14 protein-coding genes are annotated in these 18996 nt (G+C 60.1%); 11 read left to right on the top strand and 3 right to left on the bottom strand.

Going from position 1 to position 18996, the window contains the following annotated elements; genetic code table 11:
- Nucleotides 1-305 precede the first annotated feature (305 nt).
- The 4 genes from H6650_21110 (at nt 306) to heR (ending at nt 4943) form a co-directional block, all read left to right on the top strand.
- The gene (locus H6650_21110; protein MCB8954511.1) at nt 306-2510 is read left to right on the top strand and encodes an ATP-dependent Clp protease ATP-binding subunit; all 2205 of its coding nucleotides are present in this window, start codon (nt 306-308) and stop codon (nt 2508-2510) included.
- A gap of 271 nt (nt 2511-2781) precedes the next feature.
- On the top strand, nt 2782-3288 hold the full coding sequence (locus H6650_21115) for a ClbS/DfsB family four-helix bundle protein (protein MCB8954512.1): 507 nt from the start codon (nt 2782-2784) through the stop codon (nt 3286-3288).
- Nucleotides 3289-3298: 10 nt separating this feature from the next.
- Nucleotides 3299-3775, top strand: coding sequence for a DinB family protein (locus H6650_21120; protein MCB8954513.1), 477 nt, complete (start codon nt 3299-3301; stop codon nt 3773-3775).
- 403 nt (nt 3776-4178) lie between these two features.
- Nucleotides 4179-4943, top strand: coding sequence for a heliorhodopsin HeR (heR, locus tag H6650_21125; GenBank protein ID MCB8954514.1), 765 nt, complete (start codon nt 4179-4181; stop codon nt 4941-4943).
- A gap of 486 nt (nt 4944-5429) precedes the next feature.
- Here the strand turns inward: heR and H6650_21130 are convergent, their stop codons facing one another.
- Nucleotides 5430-7310 carry a glycosyltransferase family 39 protein gene (locus tag H6650_21130; protein MCB8954515.1) on the bottom strand — a complete coding sequence of 627 codons (1881 nt, stop codon included), beginning with the start codon at nt 7308-7310 and terminating at the stop codon, nt 5430-5432.
- Between the two features lie 120 nt (nt 7311-7430).
- Nucleotides 7431-8795, bottom strand: coding sequence for a cellulase family glycosylhydrolase (locus H6650_21135; GenBank protein MCB8954516.1), 1365 nt, complete (start codon nt 8793-8795; stop codon nt 7431-7433).
- Nucleotides 8796-9306: 511 nt separating this feature from the next.
- Here H6650_21135 and H6650_21140 point away from each other — a divergent pair.
- The 4 genes from H6650_21140 to H6650_21155 all read left to right on the top strand — a co-directional run bounded on the left by H6650_21140 (nt 9307) and on the right by H6650_21155 (nt 13570).
- On the top strand, nt 9307-11373 hold the full coding sequence (locus H6650_21140) for an elongation factor G (GenBank protein MCB8954517.1): 2067 nt from the start codon (nt 9307-9309) through the stop codon (nt 11371-11373).
- Between the two features lie 333 nt (nt 11374-11706).
- Nucleotides 11707-12150, top strand: coding sequence for a hypothetical protein (locus H6650_21145; GenBank protein ID MCB8954518.1), 444 nt, complete (start codon nt 11707-11709; stop codon nt 12148-12150).
- A gap of 420 nt (nt 12151-12570) precedes the next feature.
- On the top strand, nt 12571-12759 hold the full coding sequence (locus H6650_21150) for a hypothetical protein (GenBank protein ID MCB8954519.1): 189 nt from the start codon (nt 12571-12573) through the stop codon (nt 12757-12759).
- 13 nt (nt 12760-12772) lie between these two features.
- Nucleotides 12773-13570 (top strand): SDR family oxidoreductase, encoded by a 798-nt coding sequence (locus tag H6650_21155; GenBank protein MCB8954520.1) that lies wholly within the window; start codon nt 12773-12775, stop codon nt 13568-13570.
- A 759-nt stretch (nt 13571-14329) separates the two neighbouring features.
- Here the strand turns inward: H6650_21155 and coaBC are convergent.
- On the bottom strand, nt 14330-15580 hold the full coding sequence (gene coaBC / locus H6650_21160; GenBank protein MCB8954521.1) for a bifunctional phosphopantothenoylcysteine decarboxylase/phosphopantothenate--cysteine ligase CoaBC: 1251 nt from the start codon (nt 15578-15580) through the stop codon (nt 14330-14332).
- A 238-nt stretch (nt 15581-15818) separates the two neighbouring features.
- Between coaBC and H6650_21165 the strand changes: the two genes are divergently transcribed.
- The 3 genes from H6650_21165 to mmuM all read left to right on the top strand — a co-directional run bounded on the left by H6650_21165 (nt 15819) and on the right by mmuM (nt 18788).
- Complete coding sequence (locus H6650_21165; GenBank protein ID MCB8954522.1) at nt 15819-16310, top strand: DUF1643 domain-containing protein; 492 nt, start codon at nt 15819-15821, stop codon at nt 16308-16310.
- A 196-nt stretch (nt 16311-16506) separates the two neighbouring features.
- Nucleotides 16507-17838: a GNAT family N-acetyltransferase gene (locus tag H6650_21170; GenBank protein MCB8954523.1), complete on the top strand. Its 1332-nt coding sequence runs from the start codon at nt 16507-16509 to the stop codon at nt 17836-17838.
- 8 nt (nt 17839-17846) lie between these two features.
- Nucleotides 17847-18788: a homocysteine S-methyltransferase gene (gene mmuM, locus H6650_21175; GenBank protein MCB8954524.1), complete on the top strand. Its 942-nt coding sequence runs from the start codon at nt 17847-17849 to the stop codon at nt 18786-18788.
- Nucleotides 18789-18996: the final 208 nt, after the last annotated feature.

The following is an 18996-nucleotide window of genomic DNA, read 5'->3' on the forward strand; positions in this document are numbered from 1 at the left end:
GCGCATTCGTCCCAGGCAGACGCGCACCCGGCGGCATGTATTTCATTGTATCCAACAATAGACCATCAGCACAACCGCGCCCCACCGCCCCATCCCTCACAAACAAAACCGGCTCCTGATCATTTGGCGAAACCCAGTCATTTCCACAGTCAACCACCAACTATCAACTACCAACCCCCATTACTTGGCATATCCTCGCCAGCCGATGTACCATATTCGCAAACGCACGTCGCCCTGGCACGCCCCACATGCCGACCATCCGTGGCGCGGCGCATGATAAAGCGCCTGCCGCCTGAATTGAAAATATGAGTACACTTAATCCCAATATCCCCACGCCCGAACTGGCCCGCCTGATGACGAGCGCCGCCGCGCAGCGGCAAAACTACGGCGTTGACTTGCTCACGCCGCAGCTTTTGCTGCACACCTTCATGAGCGACCGCGACGCCGCCGCCTATCGCATCCTGCAAGAGCTGGCCCAGAAAGCCGGCTTCAAGTTTGACGAACTGGTGCAGCGCGCCGATGTCATGGCCCGCTACACGCCTGGCCGCGATGCCCGCTTCGATTTCACCGATGATTTTGGCAAGCAAGTGCCCCTTTCCGAAGAAATGCTCGTCGTGCTGGACGAGGGGCTGAGCATTGCCCAGGCGCGGGACGAGTTGAAGGTGAACAGCGGACACGCGCTGGCCGCCATGACGGACGTCAAGGTGACGACCTATGGCGCGCTGCAGCGGCTGGGCATCACGCAGCCGGCCGTGCTGGCTCTTTTGGATAACGTTGTGCAGGACAGCGCCCCGCTGATCACGGATTTTTTGGAGCAGGCAAAGCAGGGAGAAGCGGAGCCACTGTTCTCCCGCGAGAAGCTGCTACGCGACCTGTTGACGCTGTTGGCCCTTAGCCAGAAGCGGCACGTTATCCTCGTGGGCGCGGAAGGCGCGGGTAAGCGCACGTTGGTATACTCGCTGGCGCAACTGCTCGCCGAAGGCAAGGGGCCGGATAATTTGCGCTCGGTGGTGCAGATTAACGAGGCGGCGCTGTTGGAGAACCCGCTGGCGGCGCTGCGGGCGGGTTTGCGCCGGGCCAGCGGCGGCATCTTGCTCGTGCCGGGCATTGAGCGTTTCTTCGCCAATCGCCTGCGCGCCCGGTTTCCAGAGCAAGTCAACCGCGATTTGCACAAGGCAATTTTGCAGGGCGAACAGGTGATCATCGGTACGGCAACGGTGGCTGAGTATGATTTGCTGACGCAGGAGGCGCTGGTGCGGGAGCGTATGCACCGCCTGGATGTGCCGCCGGCGTCACGCGAAGAGGCGGGCCAGATTCTGTTGCTGCGTGGACCGCGCCTGGAGGAGGATTATGGGCTGATTATGACGGCGGATGCCCGTGACACCGCCGTATCCCTCGCCGACCAATACCTGAAAGGGGGCGTGCTCCCCTCTTCCGCCATTCAACTCCTCGAACGTGCCTGCGCCCTGGTCAAAATGGTCACCGCCGAACACATGGAAACCCTCTACGAAGTCCCCGCCGATGGTCGCGTAGACAGCGATGATGTGAAAGTGGCTGCCAGCCTCATCAGCAAAATCCCCCTCAACAAGCTGAGCGAAGACGAATCCAGCCGCTACGCCAACATCGTCCAGCACCTGGGCGAGCGCATCATCGGCCAGGAAGAAGCCGTCATGGCCATCAGCCGCGCCGTCAAAACCGCCCGCGTTGGCCTGCGTAGCCCCAAACGCCCCATCGGCTCCTTCCTCTTCCTCGGCCCCAGCGGCGTCGGCAAATCCGAACTGGCCAAAGCCCTGGCGGAATTCATGTTTGGCAGCGAAGAAGCCATGCTCACCCTGGACATGAGCGAATACCAGGAAGAGGCCAGCGTCAACCGCCTCATCGGCGCGCCCCCCGGTTACATCGGCTTCGAAGGCGGCGGCCAACTCACCAACTTCGTGCGCGAACGCCCCTACACAGTCGTCCTCTTTGACGAAGTGGAGAAGGCGCACCAGCGCGTCTTTGACGTGCTGCTGCAAGTGATGGACGAAGGCCGCCTCACCGACAATCAAGGCCGCATCGCCAGCTTCAGCGAAGCCGTGATCATCATGACCAGCAACCTCGGCTCCGAACACCTGCTCGTGCCCGTCATTGGCGAACGAGAACGGGAGCAGGTGATGCGGGAAGTGCGCCACTTCTTCCGCCCCGAATTCCTCAACCGCCTCGACGACGTGATCATCTTCCACCAGCTTAACCAGGTGCAGTTGGCCCTTATCCTTGATCTGATGCTAAAAAAGGAGTTTCAACTGGCGAGCCAGCAAGGGCTGCAACTCAATTTGACCCCCGCCGCGAAGGCGTGGTTGCTGGCCCAAAATGACCAGCCGGAATTCGGCGCGCGTCCGCTGCGGCGCATCATCGCCCGCCACTTGCGCGAACCGCTGGCCGACTTCCTTCTGCGCGGCAGCGGCGGCAAAGCCGCCCACGTGCGCGTAGACGCCAACGCCAATGGCCTCACGTTCGATATGCAACCCTGAGTTGGCGGCAATTCTCAATTCGGAACCCCATTGGCGTAGGGTGGCAGGATGGCGTGGATTCCGCCTTTCCCGGCGGGCGGCCTTTTTCCCGCACCATCTCGCCTGATTGCGACGCAGGGCGGCAAGACAGGCGGGAGATAGGGCGGCGGTCACTATCCAGGTGATGTCCCGCCTGTCCTGCCCCTACACGAGCCTTTGCAAAACAGGAATTGCCGCCGAGTTGGTTCAGTGTCGAGGCTAATGGCCGACAAATTGGCATGGAGAAGCAGCAATGAGCGAACAAATCACGAAGATGAGCAAAGCAGAGATGTTGCACCGCATGGCGCAAGAGCGGGCGCGGTTGGAGGCGGCGCTGGCCGCGCTCACGCCCGCGCAAATGCTTCTGCCCGGCGTGGAAGCGGATTGGTCTGTGAAGGACATTCTGGCGCATATCGTTTCCTGGGAAATGTTTATGCACCAGGGCATCACCGCCGCCTGGCGCGGGGAAACGCCGCACACGCTGCAAACGGATGCTGAAGTGGACCAGATGAACGCCGCTTTCTTTCGGGAGAACAAAGACCGCGCCCTGGACGATGTGTTAGCCGCCTTCGCCGACGCTTATGAGCAGTCGCGCCGGATGGTGCTGGACACGCCCGACGCGGACCTGATGGAGGCGGAACGGTTCCCCTGGCGGCAGGGGCGTCCTCTTTGGCTGTTGGTAGGGGGAAACACCTGGTGGCATTATGAGGAACATCGCCAGTCCATTGAGAGATGGCTGGCGCAAAATCAAGGAGCATAGAGAGGCAAAGATGACGCATCCAAAGAAAGAGATCGTGCTGGAGCGACTGGCGAGTACGCGCCACGCCCTGTTTGAACTGCTGCAATCGTTGGACGAAGCGGCGTGGCAGACGCAGGTCTACGCCGATGGCGACCGGTGGACGGTGCTGGACCTGTTGCGCCACGTTTCCGTCTCGGAAAAGAGCATGACCTTGCTCATGGAGAACATTCGTCGTGGCGGCGAAGGGGCTTCCGCCGAATTTGACCTGAACCGCTGGAACGCCTCCCAGGTGCGCAAGCAGCAGGAAAAGACCCCCGCCCACCTGCTGGCCGACATGGAAGCCAACCGCCGGGACTTACTCACCTTCGTGGACTCGCTTTCCGCCGACGATTGGGAAAAACAGGGCCGCCACGGCTCCGGCAGGGTGATGAGTATTTACGAAATTGTGAAGCTGATTGGCCTGCACGAAAAAACCCACCTGACCGACATCCAGGCCACGGTGGGTTGAAACACAAAGAGGACGGACCGGGTCCGGGAAGATATCTAGGATATACCCCAGAGGCTGAATTGTTACTCATTTCTTACCTTATGCCGTATGATTTACAGGTAAGTACCCCCATCCGGGGGGTATCTCGCAAAACATGGTGTATTGGACGAGTTTTGGGGATTTTACCCCGTATTTGCGGTTTGTTCGGCGGCGTCAGCCTCCGAACACCGCCCGCACTGGATATCGCCCTGTCGAGATGGGTCAAGGTGAGCGCCGCGTCAGGCGCTTACAAGAATCATCGCTTACATAGGGCAACTGCCAAGCCAGATTGGACCAATTTTCTCGAATGAAATTGGTCTAATCTCGAGCGAGCGTTAAGAGTTACAACAAAGGAGAGAATGAAATGACAGAAACGTCAACAGTCATGAACCAGAAGTTTGCTAGACTCAAACGCTTCAATCTCATCATGGGGTTCTTGCATCTAGTCCAGGGCGTATTCATGATCCTGGTGAGCAACGATACGACTTATCCCATCTACACCAATTACCTGAACTTCGATCCGGCCACCTTCTCTTTGTTGCCCAATTCACAGTTGCTGTACAAATTGCCTTTTGGCCCAGCAGTCGCGATGTTTTTGCTTATCTCGGCCGTAGCCCATTTCTATCTGGCGACCATTGGCTATGGGCGCTATGTGGAAAACTTAAAGAAAGGCATGAATCCGGTCCGGTTTTACGAATATGCGCTCAGTTCTTCGCTAATGATTGTGCTGATCGGTATGCTGATTGGGCTATGGGATCTGGGGGCTATCATCCTGATCTTCGCACTCAACGCGACCATGAACCTGTTTGGGATTATGATGGAGCTACATAACCAACATACCCAAAAGGTCAACTGGACGGCTTTTATTTACGGCTGTATTGCAGGATTTGTACCGTGGGTTGTCATCATGTTGTATTTTGTCGGGGCCGTCAACTCCGGCGATGCCAAGCCACCGGATTTTGTGTATGCCATTGTGCCGACACTGTTTGTGTTCTTCAACATTTTCGCCATCAACATGGTTCTGCAATACAAAAAAGTGGGTCCCTGGAAAGATTACCTGTTTGGCGAACGCGCCTATATCATTCTGAGCCTTTCGGCCAAATCCGTTCTGTGTTGGTTGATCTGGACGGGCACGCTCGCACCCGTCTAGTACCTCGACAACCTAAAAATGAGGGGTGAGGAGTGCGGCATCCTCAGATGCCGCCTGTTCGCATCTGAGGATGCGAACTCCTCAAAATCACATTGTTGAGGTACTAGGCCAAGGCGTTTCACTCTGCGTTAACCTGTCCCGGCCGTGGCTGCGCCGCATCTGCATGAGGACGCGGCCAGATAATTCTGCCGGTGGGGTTGCTGGTCAGAATTGCCGGGCAGGTTACACTCTTGGTCGGTCGGATGCTGATTCCGCCGCCTGAACGGTACGCTCTCTCCGGTGCAGGTGGTCGGCTATCGTGGGGAAATGCCGGCACTCAATCCCACTCAACAGAGACGAGGCAAGGTCATTGTATGGTCCGTTTCTTAGACGGTCACTTGGGGCGCATCCGTTTAGGGATGGAGATTAAACAAGACAACGAAGTTGTCTCCTTACCGTTCCTGCAAACTGACAATGCAATTCCGTACTTTATTTCATCGTCAGTCTTTAGCGTACATGGATGGTGGGTAGGGGGAGGGCGTCGGTGGGTTGGCCGTTGTAGGTGAGGGGGAGGCGGGCGGTGGGGTCGGTGAGGTCGTAGAGGCCGAGGAGGAGGGTGTAGTCGCCGGGGGGCGTGGCGGGGGGGACGAGCAGCCCCAGGTTGTCCACTACGGTTTCGCCGGGAACCCAGGTGGTGGTGAGGGCGAGACCGCCGCCGGGTTCGCTGTCCCGTTGCGCGATGAGGCCATCTGGTCCCACGAGGTGCAGAAAGACCTTGTATCGCTTTTCCACGGGGGTCAGGGCTTGCCAGAAGAGGGTCACTTGCACGATGTCCCCGGGCGCGGGGGTGTCCCCGGCGAGGGTGTATCCTTCCAGGCGAATTTGCGGGCCAAAGAGGAGGTTGGTGGGTGTTTCTATGTGCGTTGCCGCCGCCGTGGGCACGGCGTAAACCACAAAACGCACATCCCCGACCCATTCATCCGTCGCTTTGAAGGCGTGGCTGTCCAGCCACCGCTCTACTAGCCGCTGCGGGTCTCGTTCCGCTTCGCCCCAGAAGAGGGCGTACAGGCGTGTATGGCGGGCGGCGATCTGGCTCAGTTCGGCGTCAATGGCCGCCGCGTCGGGCGCGCCGCGAGGGATGGGGTAAACGGGGGCCGGTCCTTTGTAATAGTAGGTGAACACTTCCCATTGGTTGGGGGCGTCGAGGATGATGCCGGCATTTTCCTCCCCCCCTCGCCCAATTTGCGCCGCCATCCCCCGATAATCCGCACGCGCATAGGCGGGATCGCCATACAGATGCAGCAGTGCCCCCCCCACGCCCCAGGCGCACATGCCCACGAACACGAGCACGAGCGCGCGGCTGACTCCCCGTGACCAATCCGCGCGCGGCCAGAGCGACCAGCCCACGTCTATCCCCAGTGCCAGCCAGAGGGCGAAAAACGGGGCCGCCAGCACCAGGAACTTATAGAACGCGGGGCGGCTGGCTCCGGTGACCATCATGAAGGCGACGGGCAGGATAACGCCCCCCAGGGTCATGGTCAGGCCGGCTGCCTTCTTTTGGCGTTGTGCCGGCATTGACAACAATCCCCCCAGCAGCAAACCGACCACAGCAAGCAGGAGGAGGCGCACGTCGGGCGCGGCCACGGTGGGGCCAAACGCCAGCCAACGCCCCGCCGTAGCCGTGAACTGCCCCACGGTCACGTCGCTGCGCGGGCGCGTGCCCAGTTGGCGCAGGAAGATGGGAACCCAGGGCAGGTAGAGGAGGAGGGCCGCCGCCGCCATCAGGCCCCAGGTCCACAGGCGTCGCCAGCCACGCCGCGCCAGCAGCCAAACGGCGTGCAGGGGGAGGATAATGGGGAAGAAGTAGTGGGTGTACAGCCCGGCGGCCAGGCTGAGGATGTAGGGGATGGCGCGCGCGGCGTCGCGTCTACGACGGGGCCAGCGGCGGTCCAGGTGGAGCAGGAGCCAGGTGCTGCCGATGCCGGCACAAGCCAAAAGCTCGTACATGCGGGCTTCCTGGCTGTAGTAGATGAGGGGTGGGCTGAGGGCGGCGAGGAGGCCGGCGAGCCAGGGCAGGCGCGGGCGGCGGGGAAAGAGGGCGTGGGCGACGGCGCTGGTGAGGGGGATGAGGAGAATGCCGGCATACGCCGACAACGCGCGTAGGCCAAATTCCGAATCCCCGGCCAACGCCCGCCACCCCCGCAGCAGCAAATAATACAATGGCGGATGAATATCGCCGGCCGTCCCCTCCACAATCAGCCGCGGCGACCGTTCACTAAGGCGGGCGCTGTTCCCTTCATCATTCCAGAACGATTGCGCCGCCAGACGATGGAAGCGGAGTCCCGTTGCCAGCAGCAGTATCAGGAGCAGGGGAGCCAGGCGTTTCATTCGCGCCAGTTTATCCTCTGGCGCGGTAGCACGCCAGCAACGCGGCAAGATGCCGTCCGCACACCGCCTGACCGTCCCCCAAACAATGTCCCCCCTGCTCCGTCGCGCGAGAACCCCGCCTCACCTCTCACCCCTCATCCCGCCTACCTCTAGCGCACGCAGGAGGAGGAAGAAGAAGAGGCCGCCGACGATGGCCGCCAGGGTGGGGCGGATGCGGTTCCAGGTGTACCAGAAGGGGGAACGGGGGGTGATCTGGTGGGTGGTGGGGTTGTTCATGTAGGTGGAGAGGGCGGTGAATGCCGGCATTTCCTCAAAATCCGGCTCCAGCAAACGAAAATAGTACCACGCCTCCCCCCGTTCCTGGTCCGTTGGCCGCTTAAAAAACCACACATTCATCTCCCCCACCCACGGCCACTCCGCCTGCGCCCGCTGGAACGCCTGCACCGTGTACGCCGCCTGCTGCGCTGGCGTCACCTGCCCATACGGCCGCGGCAGCCCCTCAGGGACCGTATTCCATCCCACTTCGCTGATCCACAACGGTTTGCCGGCATCCCCAAACCGCACCATCAAGTCACGCAAAAACAGATGGTGCGGGAAGTTAATCACCGTTGGTCGTAGCCGCCGGTCCGTCGGCCCCGAGAACAACCCATACCCCTGCGCGGACATGATGTCGAAGCACGCCCCCGCCCCCGCCAGATACATGCGCTGCAAAAAGATCAAGTCGTTGCGGTCGCGGGCATCATACGCAATCGTCGGCGAAAGCGCCGGTGCGAGAAGGATAGCTTGTGGATTGGCCGCCTTCGCGCGGCGATACCCCGTACACAGCAAATCCGTAAACGCCACCGGATCGGGAATTTGCGTGCCCCATTCGGGGTAGATGTTCGGCTCATTCCACAACTGGAAATAGGTGATGCGCCCCTGATAGCGGCTGACGACGGCGGCTACGAAGTCGCCAAAGTCGTCGTAATTGTCCGGTGGGGCGTGTGCGCCCGCCTCATCCCCGGCGGCGCGGGACCACGCGGGCGGGTTGCTGAGGCGGGCGATGATCTCCACATCGTTTTGCCGCGCCAGGTCCACGATGTGGTCATATTTGGCCCAGGCGTTCACTTCGCCCACCGCCTCCAGATTGCGGCGGTCCAGGAAATCCCCTTTGCCGTGGATTTCGATGTCTTCCCAGGGGAACTCCTGGCGGATGAACTGGAAGCCGGCCTCGTGAATGAGGCGCAGGCTTTGCGCGCGCACGTCCGGCAGGACTTCCTGCTCCAGAAAGGTGTTGACGCCGAAAGGGGAGGGGGCGGCAAATGTTAGTTCCGCCGTCGGGGCCAGGTCTGGCTGCGGGCGCAGGGCGCTGTTCAGCCACTGCACCATGCCGCGCGCCTGCGCCGCCACGCTCTCCTCCCCCGTGAAGTCGTAGGGATTCAGGCTGCCCGGATAGAGGATGAGGAGGAGGAGAATGCCTAGAAAGATCAGGCGAGGGTGTTTCATGCTATGCCGCCGCGCTCCGTAGGGTTGTTGTCGTCAGTTGACCATCGTCGGGCGACCCAGAAGATGGTCCAGATCGCCATGGACGCTTATTTTGCGCGTTTTCGCCTGTTTACACAACTTTTGCGCACCCGCCGCCCGGTTTCCCGCTTTGACAACTCGCCCCCTTTCGTCTAAAATCCCGTGCGGGGTTTGGGCAACATAACGATTCACGAACCGTTTTTTTCGAGACATTCTTAACGGTAGCCGCAGCCCCAAAATCCTGGCTGGCAAGGCAGAAATCCCCCCAAGTCATGCCCCACAGTTTGTAGTTACCACAAGTAATAACCAGCCGTGGACAGACGGGTCCGCGTTCGGGTACGATGCATTTTGGGGCCACCGTCCGCAAACGCGCGGTGTCTGGTAAGACGAAGGCGTGGGTAAAGATAGAGTAACTGGCGCCCCGCGTTTCGGGTACAGTTCGTGGGTCTTATTCGCGCCAGCCCACATTTCCAAGAACGAGGGTTTCAATCAAATGAAAGAGTATCAGACTGGACAGATTCGCAACATTGCCCTGGTTTCGCATAATGGTGCCGGCAAGACCACCCTGGTAGAGCGTCTGCTTTTTGACACAGGCGTGACCACCCGTATGGGCAGCGTGCAGAATGGCACGGCGGCGATGGACTTTGAAGAGGAGGAAGTGGCCCGCAACAGTTCCATTGCGACCGCAATTGCGCCCATCGAATGGGATGGCGTGAAGCTGAATTTTCTGGATACGCCCGGATTCGCGGATTTTGTGGGTGAGGTGAATAGCGCCCTACGCGTGGTTGACGGGGTGCTGATTCTGGTGGAGGCGGTGGCCGGCGTGGAAGTGGGCACGGAACTCGTGTTTAAGAATGCGGCCGATCATGAACTGCCGCGCATCATCTTGATCAATAAGATGGACCGGGAAAACGTGCGCGTGGATCGCGTCATGGCGAGTCTGAACGAGAATCTGGACGCGAATTTTGTCAATTTGCAGCTTCCCGTAGGCGAGGGGCAGGGGTTCCGCGGCGTGGTGGATGTGCTGCGGATGAAGGCGTTTATTGCCGGCAAAGAAGCAGACATTCCCGCGGATATGGTGGATGCCGCCGAGGAAGCGCGTATGCTGCTGGTGGAAGCGGCGGCGGAAGGGGATGATGCGCTGATTGAGAAGTATCTGGAGGGTGAGGAGCTGACGGATGAGGAAATGATCCGGGGCATCAAGGGGGCCATGGCGCAAGGAATGATGGTCCCCGTTTGTTTTGCCGCGCCGCAGGAAGGGGTGGGCGTGAAGTCATTGGTGGATTTGTTGGTGCAGTTGATGCCGTCGCCGGATGAGAATGACCGCTCATTTATGGCTACGCGCGCGGATGACTCGGAAGCGACGTATGCGGTGAGCGATAAGTCGCCGCTGGCGGCGTTTGTCTTCAAGACGCGCGAGGATGCGTATGGCAAGATGAGTTATTTGCGCGTGTTCGGCGGGGTGCTGGAGTCGGATTCGCGTGTGTGGCATTCGAATGCCGGCACGGAAGTGCGCGTGGGGACGTTGAATGTGCTGCGCGGCAAGGAGCAAATATCTGTGCCGAAGCTGCATAGCGGGGATATTGGCATGGTGGTGAAGCTGGGAGATGCCGGCACAAACGACACCCTCTCCACCCGCGCCGATGCCCTCGTGATGCCCTCCGTGGCCCAACCCAACTCCATCTCCTCCGTGGCCATTCACCCCGTCGCCCAATCCGACGTCGCCAAACTCTCCCCCTCGCTCAACCGCCTCGTTGCCGAAGACCCCACGCTGCATTGGGCCACGGAGCGGGCCACCCGCGAGACGATCCTCTCCGGCATGGGCGTGGCTCACCTGGACATTGCCGTGAAGAAGATGCAGTCCAAGTTTGGCGTGAACCTGACCACGAGCGTGCCCAAAATCCCCTACCGCGAGACGATTACGGGGACGAACAGTGCCGAATATACGCACAAGAAGCAGACGGGCGGCGCGGGGCAGTATGCGCGGGTCTTCCTGCGCGTGGAATCTTTGCCGGACGACGATGAATTTGATTTCGCTTCGGAGATTTTTGGCGGGGCGATTTCGGCTCCTTTTGTGGCGGCTACGGAGAAAGGATGCCGGCAGGCGTTGGAATCAGGCCCCCTGGCCGGATACCCCGTTGTGGGCATCAAAGCCATCGTCTACGATGGCAAGGAACACCCCGTAGACTCCAAGGAAATCGCCTTCCAGATCGCCGGGCGCGAAGGCTTCAAGAAAGCGGCGCTCGGCGCCGGCCCCGTGCTGTTGGAACCCATCTACGAGATAGAAGTCAGCGTGCCTGCCGACAACATGGGCGACATCATGGGCGACCTGAACTCCCGCCGCGCCCGCGTGTTGGGTATGGACCAGGTCGGCGCGAAGAGCATTGTGAAAGCGGAAGTCCCGCTGGCGGAAGTGCAGACCTACGCCGCCGACCTGCGTTCCATGACGCAAGGACGCGGCATTTTCTCTATGAAGTTCCTCCGCTACGGGCGTGTCCCCGGCCATTTGCAGCAGCAAATTGTGGACGCGCGCCGCAAAGAGATACAAGAGCAAGCATAAGGCAGCCGCCTCCCCCCCGACCTTCCTGGGAGCCGCCAGCTTCCAGGAAGGTGCAAGAGCCTCCCCGTCCCTGGTCATTGCCAAGAACACATCCCCTTATCAGATTCACTGAAAAAACCGGGTTTTTCGATTGTCCGGCGGAAATTACCAGAGTGGTTCATGTGTAAAAACCCGGTTTTTGGCCTTTTTTCAGAAGAGTCATTCTTCGAGAATGAACCAATCTTGGGGCGAACTAAATTCTGGACGTTCGTTTATCTCTACTGGGCAGATGACCTGTATAGTCACAAATAAAGTACGGAATTGCATCGTCAGTTTGAGAGAGGTATTCATACTATGCAATGGAAAAAGGGTAGGGGCAAACTAGGTCAATTCTATCCGCTCTTGGGCGTGTGGCGTGCGGAGGCTCAGTCCGCTCTTGGCCGAGTGACATGTACGCGCACTTTTGCGCGCGTTCTTGATGGGGCGTATATTCAGATGACTGCCGATTGGCAATACGCAGACAAATCCTACAAAGAGATTGCCCTCATCGGCGTCCAATCTGACGGTGAGATTGGCTATTGGTCATTCACATCAGACAAGAAGCAATCGACGGGCACGATGACGGATGTGACCGACATCCATCCACAAGCGATCGGTTTTGAAGCGGAAATGCCGGCAGGAACAGCAAGAATGGCTTATTGGCCTTCCGCCGACGACGGTTTCCATTGGGCCGTTGAGTCCAGGACGAAGAAAGGCTGGAACAGGTTCACCGAGCACCATTATCTGGCTGTTCGCTAATTCCCAAGCCGCAGGCAGCCCTGGTGACCATCCAAAGCCGATGTGCCGGGTCGAGTTCGTAAGCACCCGGCGGCTGATTGACGAATACTTTCCGCGAGAGGGGCGGGTCCGCAACATTGGCCGCGGTCTGGGGCGTTACTGCGTTGAACTGATCCGGCGGGGTTATCGGGTGACGCTTTTCGACTTTTCCCAGCAACTGGTAGAACGCGCGCGCGTGGCGTTGGATTCCCGGGGCCTGGTGGCGGAGCGGGTGCAGGTTTTGCGTGAATTGATGCGCCTGTTGCGGCCAGGGGGCGTGGCGATTGTCGCTTATCTGAGAGGGAGCGCGCGTTTACGGGGCGGAGCCTGGCGAATTTCACGGAGTGCTACCGGTCTACGCCGGAGGCGGCGTTACGTGAGGCGCGGGAGGCGGGGCTGGAGGTGGTCAGTTATGCGGGAGCGGAGGGTTTTGTGGGAGGAATGGGGCTGATGTTGGCGCAGTTGGCTGCCGGCATTCCCGCTGCCTACGAGAATGTGGTCCAAGTCGCCGCCGAAACGCGCGAACTGCCCCAATACCGCGACAGCACCGACCGCCTGCACCTGGTCGTCCGCAAACCTGACGTCTCGTGAATGGGAGAATCTGATGAACAATTTACCTGGTTTGGCGCAGTTGATCTCGCTTAAAGGGAAACGTGCCCTGGTGACGGGAGCTGCTGCCGGCATTGGCCAGGCCATTGCCTACCGTTTCGCGGAAGCGGGAGCGGACCTGGCCCTCGTTGATATCCGGGCGGACGACTTGTCGAAGGTTAAAGAGGAAGTGTCTGTCTGGGGAACCCGGATTAACAACTATGTCGTTGATTTGTCCAAAAAGGGAGCAGTGGACAACCTCTGGGCGAGTCTGACGGGAAATGAGCCGGATATTTTAGTGAATAATGCCGGCATTTACCCCTTCCGCCACTTTCTCCACGTAGACGAAGCCTTCTACCGCCGCGTCATGGACACAAACCTGGATTCTGTTTACTGGATGTGCCGGCACATGATCCAAGGACGCCTCAAGCGCGGCGGCATCATCATCAACGTCAGTTCCATTGAAGCCATCCTTCCCTTCAAAGACGACCTGGCCCACTACAGCGTCAGCAAAGCCGGCGTGATTGCCCTCACCCGTGCTCTGGCGAAAGAACACGCCCGGCATGGCTTCCGCGTAAACGCCATTTTGCCGGGCGGCATCATCACCAGCGGTACGCGCGCGGCAGCGAAAAAGATACTCAAGTTCCGACTCGGTCTCCTGAAGACGGGAATTGAATTCCGGCAACGGTTGCCCATCGGGCGCGCGGGGCAACCCGACGAAGCGGCACGCATCGCCCTGGTCTTAGCCAGCGACCTGGCCAGCTACGTCCACGGCGCGGCGATTCCCGTTGATGGCGGCTTCCTCTCCGCATAACGGCGCATCACTTCATCTGGAAACTGACGGATGTGCTGGAAGGGTTCTTGCTCACCAGATTTCCAAAGTCAGCTTTGCGCGAACCCTGAAGGAAGTAACATGGTCTCCTCTGAGGAAGTTATAAGCATCTTTCGGCGTTTGGTGGATGCCGGCATTCCCGCCTGGCTCACCGGTGGATGGGGACTGGGTAACAGCTTCCGGGAAGATGTTCTCGATGGGGATGTGCCGTAGGGGATGAAGTCACCCCTGGAAATAATCTTCCCGGAAGCTCATTCATAGATGATAGCCCTGGGTAACAGCTTCCGGGAAGATGTTCTCGATGGGGATGTGCCGTAGGGGATGAAGTCCCCCCTGGAAATAATCTTCCCGGAAGCTCATTCATAGATGATAGCCCTGGGTAACAGTTTCCGGGAAGATGTTCTCGATGGGGATGTGCCGTAGGGGATGAAGTCACCCCTGGAAATAATCTTCCCGGAAGCTCGTTCATAGATGATAGCCCTGGGTAACAGCTTCCGGGAAGATGTTCTCGATGGGGATGTGCCGTAGGGGATGAAGTCACCCCTGGAAATAATCTTCCCGGAAGCTCGTTCATAGATGATAGCCCTGGGTAACAGCTTCCAGGAAGATGTTCTCGATGGGGGTGGTCGCAGGAGATGAAGTTTCCTCTGGACGTTGCCGGCATAACCCTCAACATGAGCAAAGAAGAAATCGTGGCCTTTGTACACGAAGGCCGCACATACGATTGAGGTCAGGCTGCGTTTACGTCCCCGGAGGCAAGGAATCGGGCAGCAACTCCATCACGCGGGCGATAATGCGCTCCGCCACCTCCTCCTTGCTCAGCAGCGGCAACGGCTCCCGCCCGGCGCGGGCATCAATCAACGTCACGCGATTCGTGTCCACGCTGAATCCCGCATCGCTGGCGGACACATCATTCGCCACAATCATGTCCAGCCCCTTGCGCTCCAGCTTCCCCTGCGCATTTTGCAGCAAATTCTCCGTCTCCGCGGCAAATCCGACGACCACATAAGGACGACCAAGCTGCTGCTTTTGCTCATGCACCGCCTGCAAAATGTCTGGGTTGCGCTCCAACCGGATCGGCGGAATCCCCTCCTCCTTCTTGATTTTTTGCGCGGCGGCCACCACCGGGCGAAAATCAGAGACGGCGGCCACCATCAGCAGCACATCCGCCTGCCGGCATGTCTCCAGAACGGCGGCTTGCATTTCCCGCGCCGAGTTGGCCTCAATGCGCGTGATACCCGTGGGCGTGGGAATCAGCAGCGGCGGCGCGATCAGGGTCACGTCCGCCCCCGCGTCCAGCGCCGCCTGCACCAGGGCCACCCCCTGTTTGCCGGACGAGCGATTGGTCAACATGCGCACCGGGTCAATTGCCTCGCGCGTGCCACCCGCCGTGACCACCACGCGGCGCCCGCGCAGTGGCCCTTTGCGCGTCAACAACAGGCGAATCATGCCGGCCAGTTCCTCCGGCTCCGCCATGCGCCCCCGCGCCACCATGCCCGATGCCAGCCGCCCTTCCGCCGGCCCCACGATGGAGGCCCCATACTGTCGCAGCAGGCGCACATTTTCCTGCGTGGCCGGATGCGTGTACATTTCCCCATCCATGGCCGGGGCAATCAGCAGCGGCGGACTCTCTGGCCCCAATCCCGCGCTCAACGCCGTGAGCATGAGCAGGTTGTCCGCCTGCCCATGGGCCAGCTTGGCCATCGTGTTGGCCGTGGCTGGCGCAATAACCATCAGGTCCACGGTGCGCGCCAGCCCCACGTGCAGCACGTGCGCCTGCGCTCCCCACAGGTCGGCGTCGGTATAGGCGGGGCGACCGGTGACGGATTGGAAGGTGATGGGGGAAACAAATTGGGTGGCCGCGTGGGTGAGGATGACGTCCACTTTGGCCCCCGCTTGCGTGAGGCGGCTGGCCAGGCTGGCGGCTTTGTAGCAGGCGATGCTGCCGGTGACGCCGAGGATGATGTGTTTGTCGGTCAGTGGTGTAGGCATAGGAAAGCGGAAGGATGAATGACGAAGGATGAGGTGATGGTTTAGGGTGGATTATAGAGGGGTTTGGGGGAGAGGTAAAGAGGTATGAGGTATGAGGTATGAGGTATGAGGTGGGAGGTATGAGGTGGGAGGTGGGAGGTATGAGGTGGGAGGTGGGAGGTATGAGGTGGGAGGTGGGAGGTGGGAGGTATGAGGTGGGAGGTATGAGGTGGGAGGTATGAGGTATGAGGTGGGAGGTATGAGGGATGATGGCGGGGCGGTTTTTTCGGAGTGTGGGCGGTATCGGTATGGATTGTGGCGGGTGTGGGATGAGGGGGGCGCGTCGGTGTTGTTCGTGGGGCTGAATCCGTCTACGGCGGATGGAGGGCGAGATGATGCGACGGTGCGGCGCTGTGTGGGGTTTGCGCGGGATTGGGGGTATGGCGGGGTGTGGGTGGCGAATTTGTTTGGGTGGCGGGCGACGCGGCCTGCGGAACTGCGCCGGGCGGCGGACCCGGTGGGGCGGGCGAATGATGCGTGGCTGCGGCGGTTGGCGGAGGATGCCGGCATTATCGTCACCGCCTGGGGGAATCATGGCACCTGGCAACAACGGGACGAGGTGGTGCTGTCCCTGTTGCCGCGCCCACGCCACCACCTCGGCCTGACGCGGCACGGTCAACCCCGTCATCCGCTCTATCTGCCGGCAGCGACGCCTCTTTGTTTGTGGGAGGAGAGGGGAATGCCGGCATAAAGCACAATACGCCCTAATCTGATAAACTTGCGCGGTACGCTTTGCCTCATCATTCAATCAGGGTAACTATTCACGTCTCCGAGAGATTGGACCAATTTTGTAGACATTAACAAGATTTAACCAGAGCAAATTGGTCCAATCTGGGCAGATGACCTGTATAGTCACCAATCAGGATTCAATGCACCGTGAGGGTTACATGACTGTTGACAAATATGGATTGCCCCGCGATTTGGGGGATGGACTGCTGCTGCGCTGGGCCACCGCCGCGGATACGGAAGCCATCGCCACCTTTAACGCGCATATTCATTCCGATACCCCCGGCGAACCAGAAGAAGGATTGGCGATCTGGACCCGCGACCTGATGAGCGGGCAGCATCCCACCGTGTCGCCGGATGATTTTACCGTCGTTGTTGACCAGAATGCCGGCACAATCGTTTCCTCCCTTAACCTGATCTCCCAGGTATGGACCTACGAAGGCATCCCCTTTGGCGTGGGGCGGCCCGAACTCGTGGGCACACTGCCCGAATTCCGCCGCCGCGGCCTGGTGCGCCGGCAAATGGAAGCCGTCCACGCCAAAAGCGCCGCGCGCGGTGAACTGGTGCAGGCCATCACCGGCATCCCCTGGTACTACCGTCTCTTCGGCTACGAAATGACCCTGAACCTGGGCGGATCCCGCCTTTACGTCTGGCATTTCCGTGGCAACAGCAGCGCGGAAACGGCAGGCGCATACCGCCTGCGACGCGCCACGCCGGACGACATCCCCCTGTTGCATCAGCTATATGAAGTCCATGCGGCGGCCAGCCCCCTGGCCTGCGTGCGGGATGAGGCGATCTGGCGGCATCAACTGGCCGGACACAGCGAAGGCTCCGTGCATCACCGCCAGTATTGGCTGGTGGAGACGGACGCGGGCGAGCCGTTTGGTTATTTCAACCTGTTCCTGTGGAAGCACATCATGTCCATTGAGGAGGTCGCCGTCATGCCCGGCCATTCCTGGCGCGAATTGGGACTGTACGTGGGCAAGGTGCTGCAAGGGATGGCCGACGAACACAACGAAACGGCGGAAAAGCCGGTCCGCACGCTGATCTTTCGCCTGGGGGATGAACACCCGATGTACACGGCGTTGGGGCGAAATCTGGAACGGCAGGATAAACCGTATGCGTGGTATCTGCGCGTGCCGGATGTGGGGGCGTTTTTGCGACATGTTGTGCCGGCATTAGAGCGACGATTGGCGGCGAGTGTGCTGACAAACCATACAGGAGAGTTGAAGCTCAATTTCTACCGGCATCACCTGAAGTTGACGTTCGCGCGGGGCCAGATAACGGAGATTGCGCCGTATACGCCCCAAAACTTTGAGGATGGGCAGGCGTTTTTCCCGGATCAGACGTTTTTGCATGTGCTGTTTGGGCATCGGTCGCTGGCGGAGTTGAATCATGTGCGCGCGGATTGTTTTGCGAGAGATGCCGGCACCGAAGTCCTCCTCAACTGCCTCTTCCCCACCCGCCACAGTTCCCTATTCCCCCTTTCCTGAAACCCGCCATGCCCAATCCCCTGCAACCCTTCTGGGACCGCGCCCCCGCCTTCATCCTCGACGGCGGCCTGGCCACCGAACTGGAAGCGCGTGGCTGCGACCTGAACGACCCCCTCTGGTCGGCACGCATGTTGCTGGAAAACCCCGCCGCCATCCGCCAACTTCACCTCGACTACCTGCGTGCCGGCGCGGACGGCATCATCACCGCCACCTACCAGGCCAGCATCCCCGGATTTGCGCGCAAAGGCATCCCCCCGACGCAGGCGGAAGACCTGCTGCGCCTTGCCGTACACCTGGCCCTGGACGCGCGAGACACCTTTTGCGCCGAAGCCGCGCATGAGGATCGCTGGCGTCCCCTCGTCGCCGCCAGCATCGGCCCCTACGGCGCATACCTGGCCGACGGCTCCGAATATCGCGGCGACTACGGTATCAGTGAGGAAGCCTTGTACCGCTTTCATCGGCGGCGCTGGCAGGTGCTGGCCGCCAGCGGCGCGGACCTGCTCGCCTGCGAGACCATCCCTTCCTTCTCCGAGGCGCGCGTGCTGCGGCGGCTGCTGCAAGAAACGCCAGAGGCGTGGGCGTGGTTCAGCTTTAGCTGCCGCGATGGCTGGCGCATCAGCGACGGCACGCCCCTGTCCACCTGCGCCCAAATGCTGGCGGACACGGAGCGCGTGGCCGCCATCGGCGTCAACTGCACCCCGCCCCGCTACATCCCCAGCCTCATCGCCGAACTGCGCCGCGTCAGCGATAAACCTATTCTCGTGTATCCTAACTCGGGCGAAGCGTATCATGCGGAAACACGGCGCTGGTCTGGCGAAAATGACGCTGCCAGATTTGCCACCCTGAGCCAGACATGGCAGCAGGCGGGCGCGCGCATCATCGGCGGCTGCTGCCGCACCGGCCCAGCACATATTGCCGCCATGAGGAAAGTAGTAAATGGGCGGTTATGATGTCAGTGTAAGGCGGCTTGTATTTTTTTGTCGAAACGCGCGGCTTGTGTGCAATGCCGGCAAACCTCCCCCCACGCGCTCCCAAGAATTGGTGCTTTTTGCCGATACATCTTTACCTGTTTCCTATTGCGGCGAATCAGGCGACCTTCTCGTATCGGCCGTTGCGCTAACCAACTTTCCAGTCCTGGATAGCACTCAATATCTTGTA

The organism is Ardenticatenales bacterium (assembly GCA_020634515.1).
GTDB lineage: Bacteria > Chloroflexota > Anaerolineae > Promineifilales > Promineifilaceae > JAGVTM01.

What these genes read in the sequence shown, in the direction of transcription:
- H6650_21115 (MCB8954512.1), top strand. Translation starts at nt 2,782, where the DNA reads ATGAGCGAACAAATCACGAAGATGAGCAAAGCAGAGATGTTGCACCGC.
- H6650_21110 (MCB8954511.1), top strand. Translation starts at nt 306, where the DNA reads ATGAGTACACTTAATCCCAATATCCCCACGCCCGAACTGGCCCGCCTG.
- H6650_21165 (MCB8954522.1), top strand. Translation starts at nt 15,819, where the DNA reads ATGAGGGATGATGGCGGGGCGGTTTTTTCGGAGTGTGGGCGGTATCGG.
- H6650_21135 (MCB8954516.1), bottom strand. Translation starts at nt 8,795, where the DNA reads ATGAAACACCCTCGCCTGATCTTTCTAGGCATTCTCCTCCTCCTCATC.
- H6650_21155 (MCB8954520.1), top strand. Translation starts at nt 12,773, where the DNA reads ATGAACAATTTACCTGGTTTGGCGCAGTTGATCTCGCTTAAAGGGAAA.
- H6650_21140 (MCB8954517.1), top strand. Translation starts at nt 9,307, where the DNA reads ATGAAAGAGTATCAGACTGGACAGATTCGCAACATTGCCCTGGTTTCG.
- H6650_21120 (MCB8954513.1), top strand. Translation starts at nt 3,299, where the DNA reads ATGACGCATCCAAAGAAAGAGATCGTGCTGGAGCGACTGGCGAGTACG.
- H6650_21130 (MCB8954515.1), bottom strand. Translation starts at nt 7,310, where the DNA reads ATGAAACGCCTGGCTCCCCTGCTCCTGATACTGCTGCTGGCAACGGGA.
- heR (MCB8954514.1), top strand. Translation starts at nt 4,179, where the DNA reads ATGAACCAGAAGTTTGCTAGACTCAAACGCTTCAATCTCATCATGGGG.
- H6650_21170 (MCB8954523.1), top strand. Translation starts at nt 16,507, where the DNA reads ATGACTGTTGACAAATATGGATTGCCCCGCGATTTGGGGGATGGACTG.
- H6650_21145 (MCB8954518.1), top strand. Translation starts at nt 11,707, where the DNA reads ATGCAATGGAAAAAGGGTAGGGGCAAACTAGGTCAATTCTATCCGCTC.
- mmuM (MCB8954524.1), top strand. Translation starts at nt 17,847, where the DNA reads ATGCCCAATCCCCTGCAACCCTTCTGGGACCGCGCCCCCGCCTTCATC.
- coaBC (MCB8954521.1), bottom strand. Translation starts at nt 15,580, where the DNA reads ATGCCTACACCACTGACCGACAAACACATCATCCTCGGCGTCACCGGC.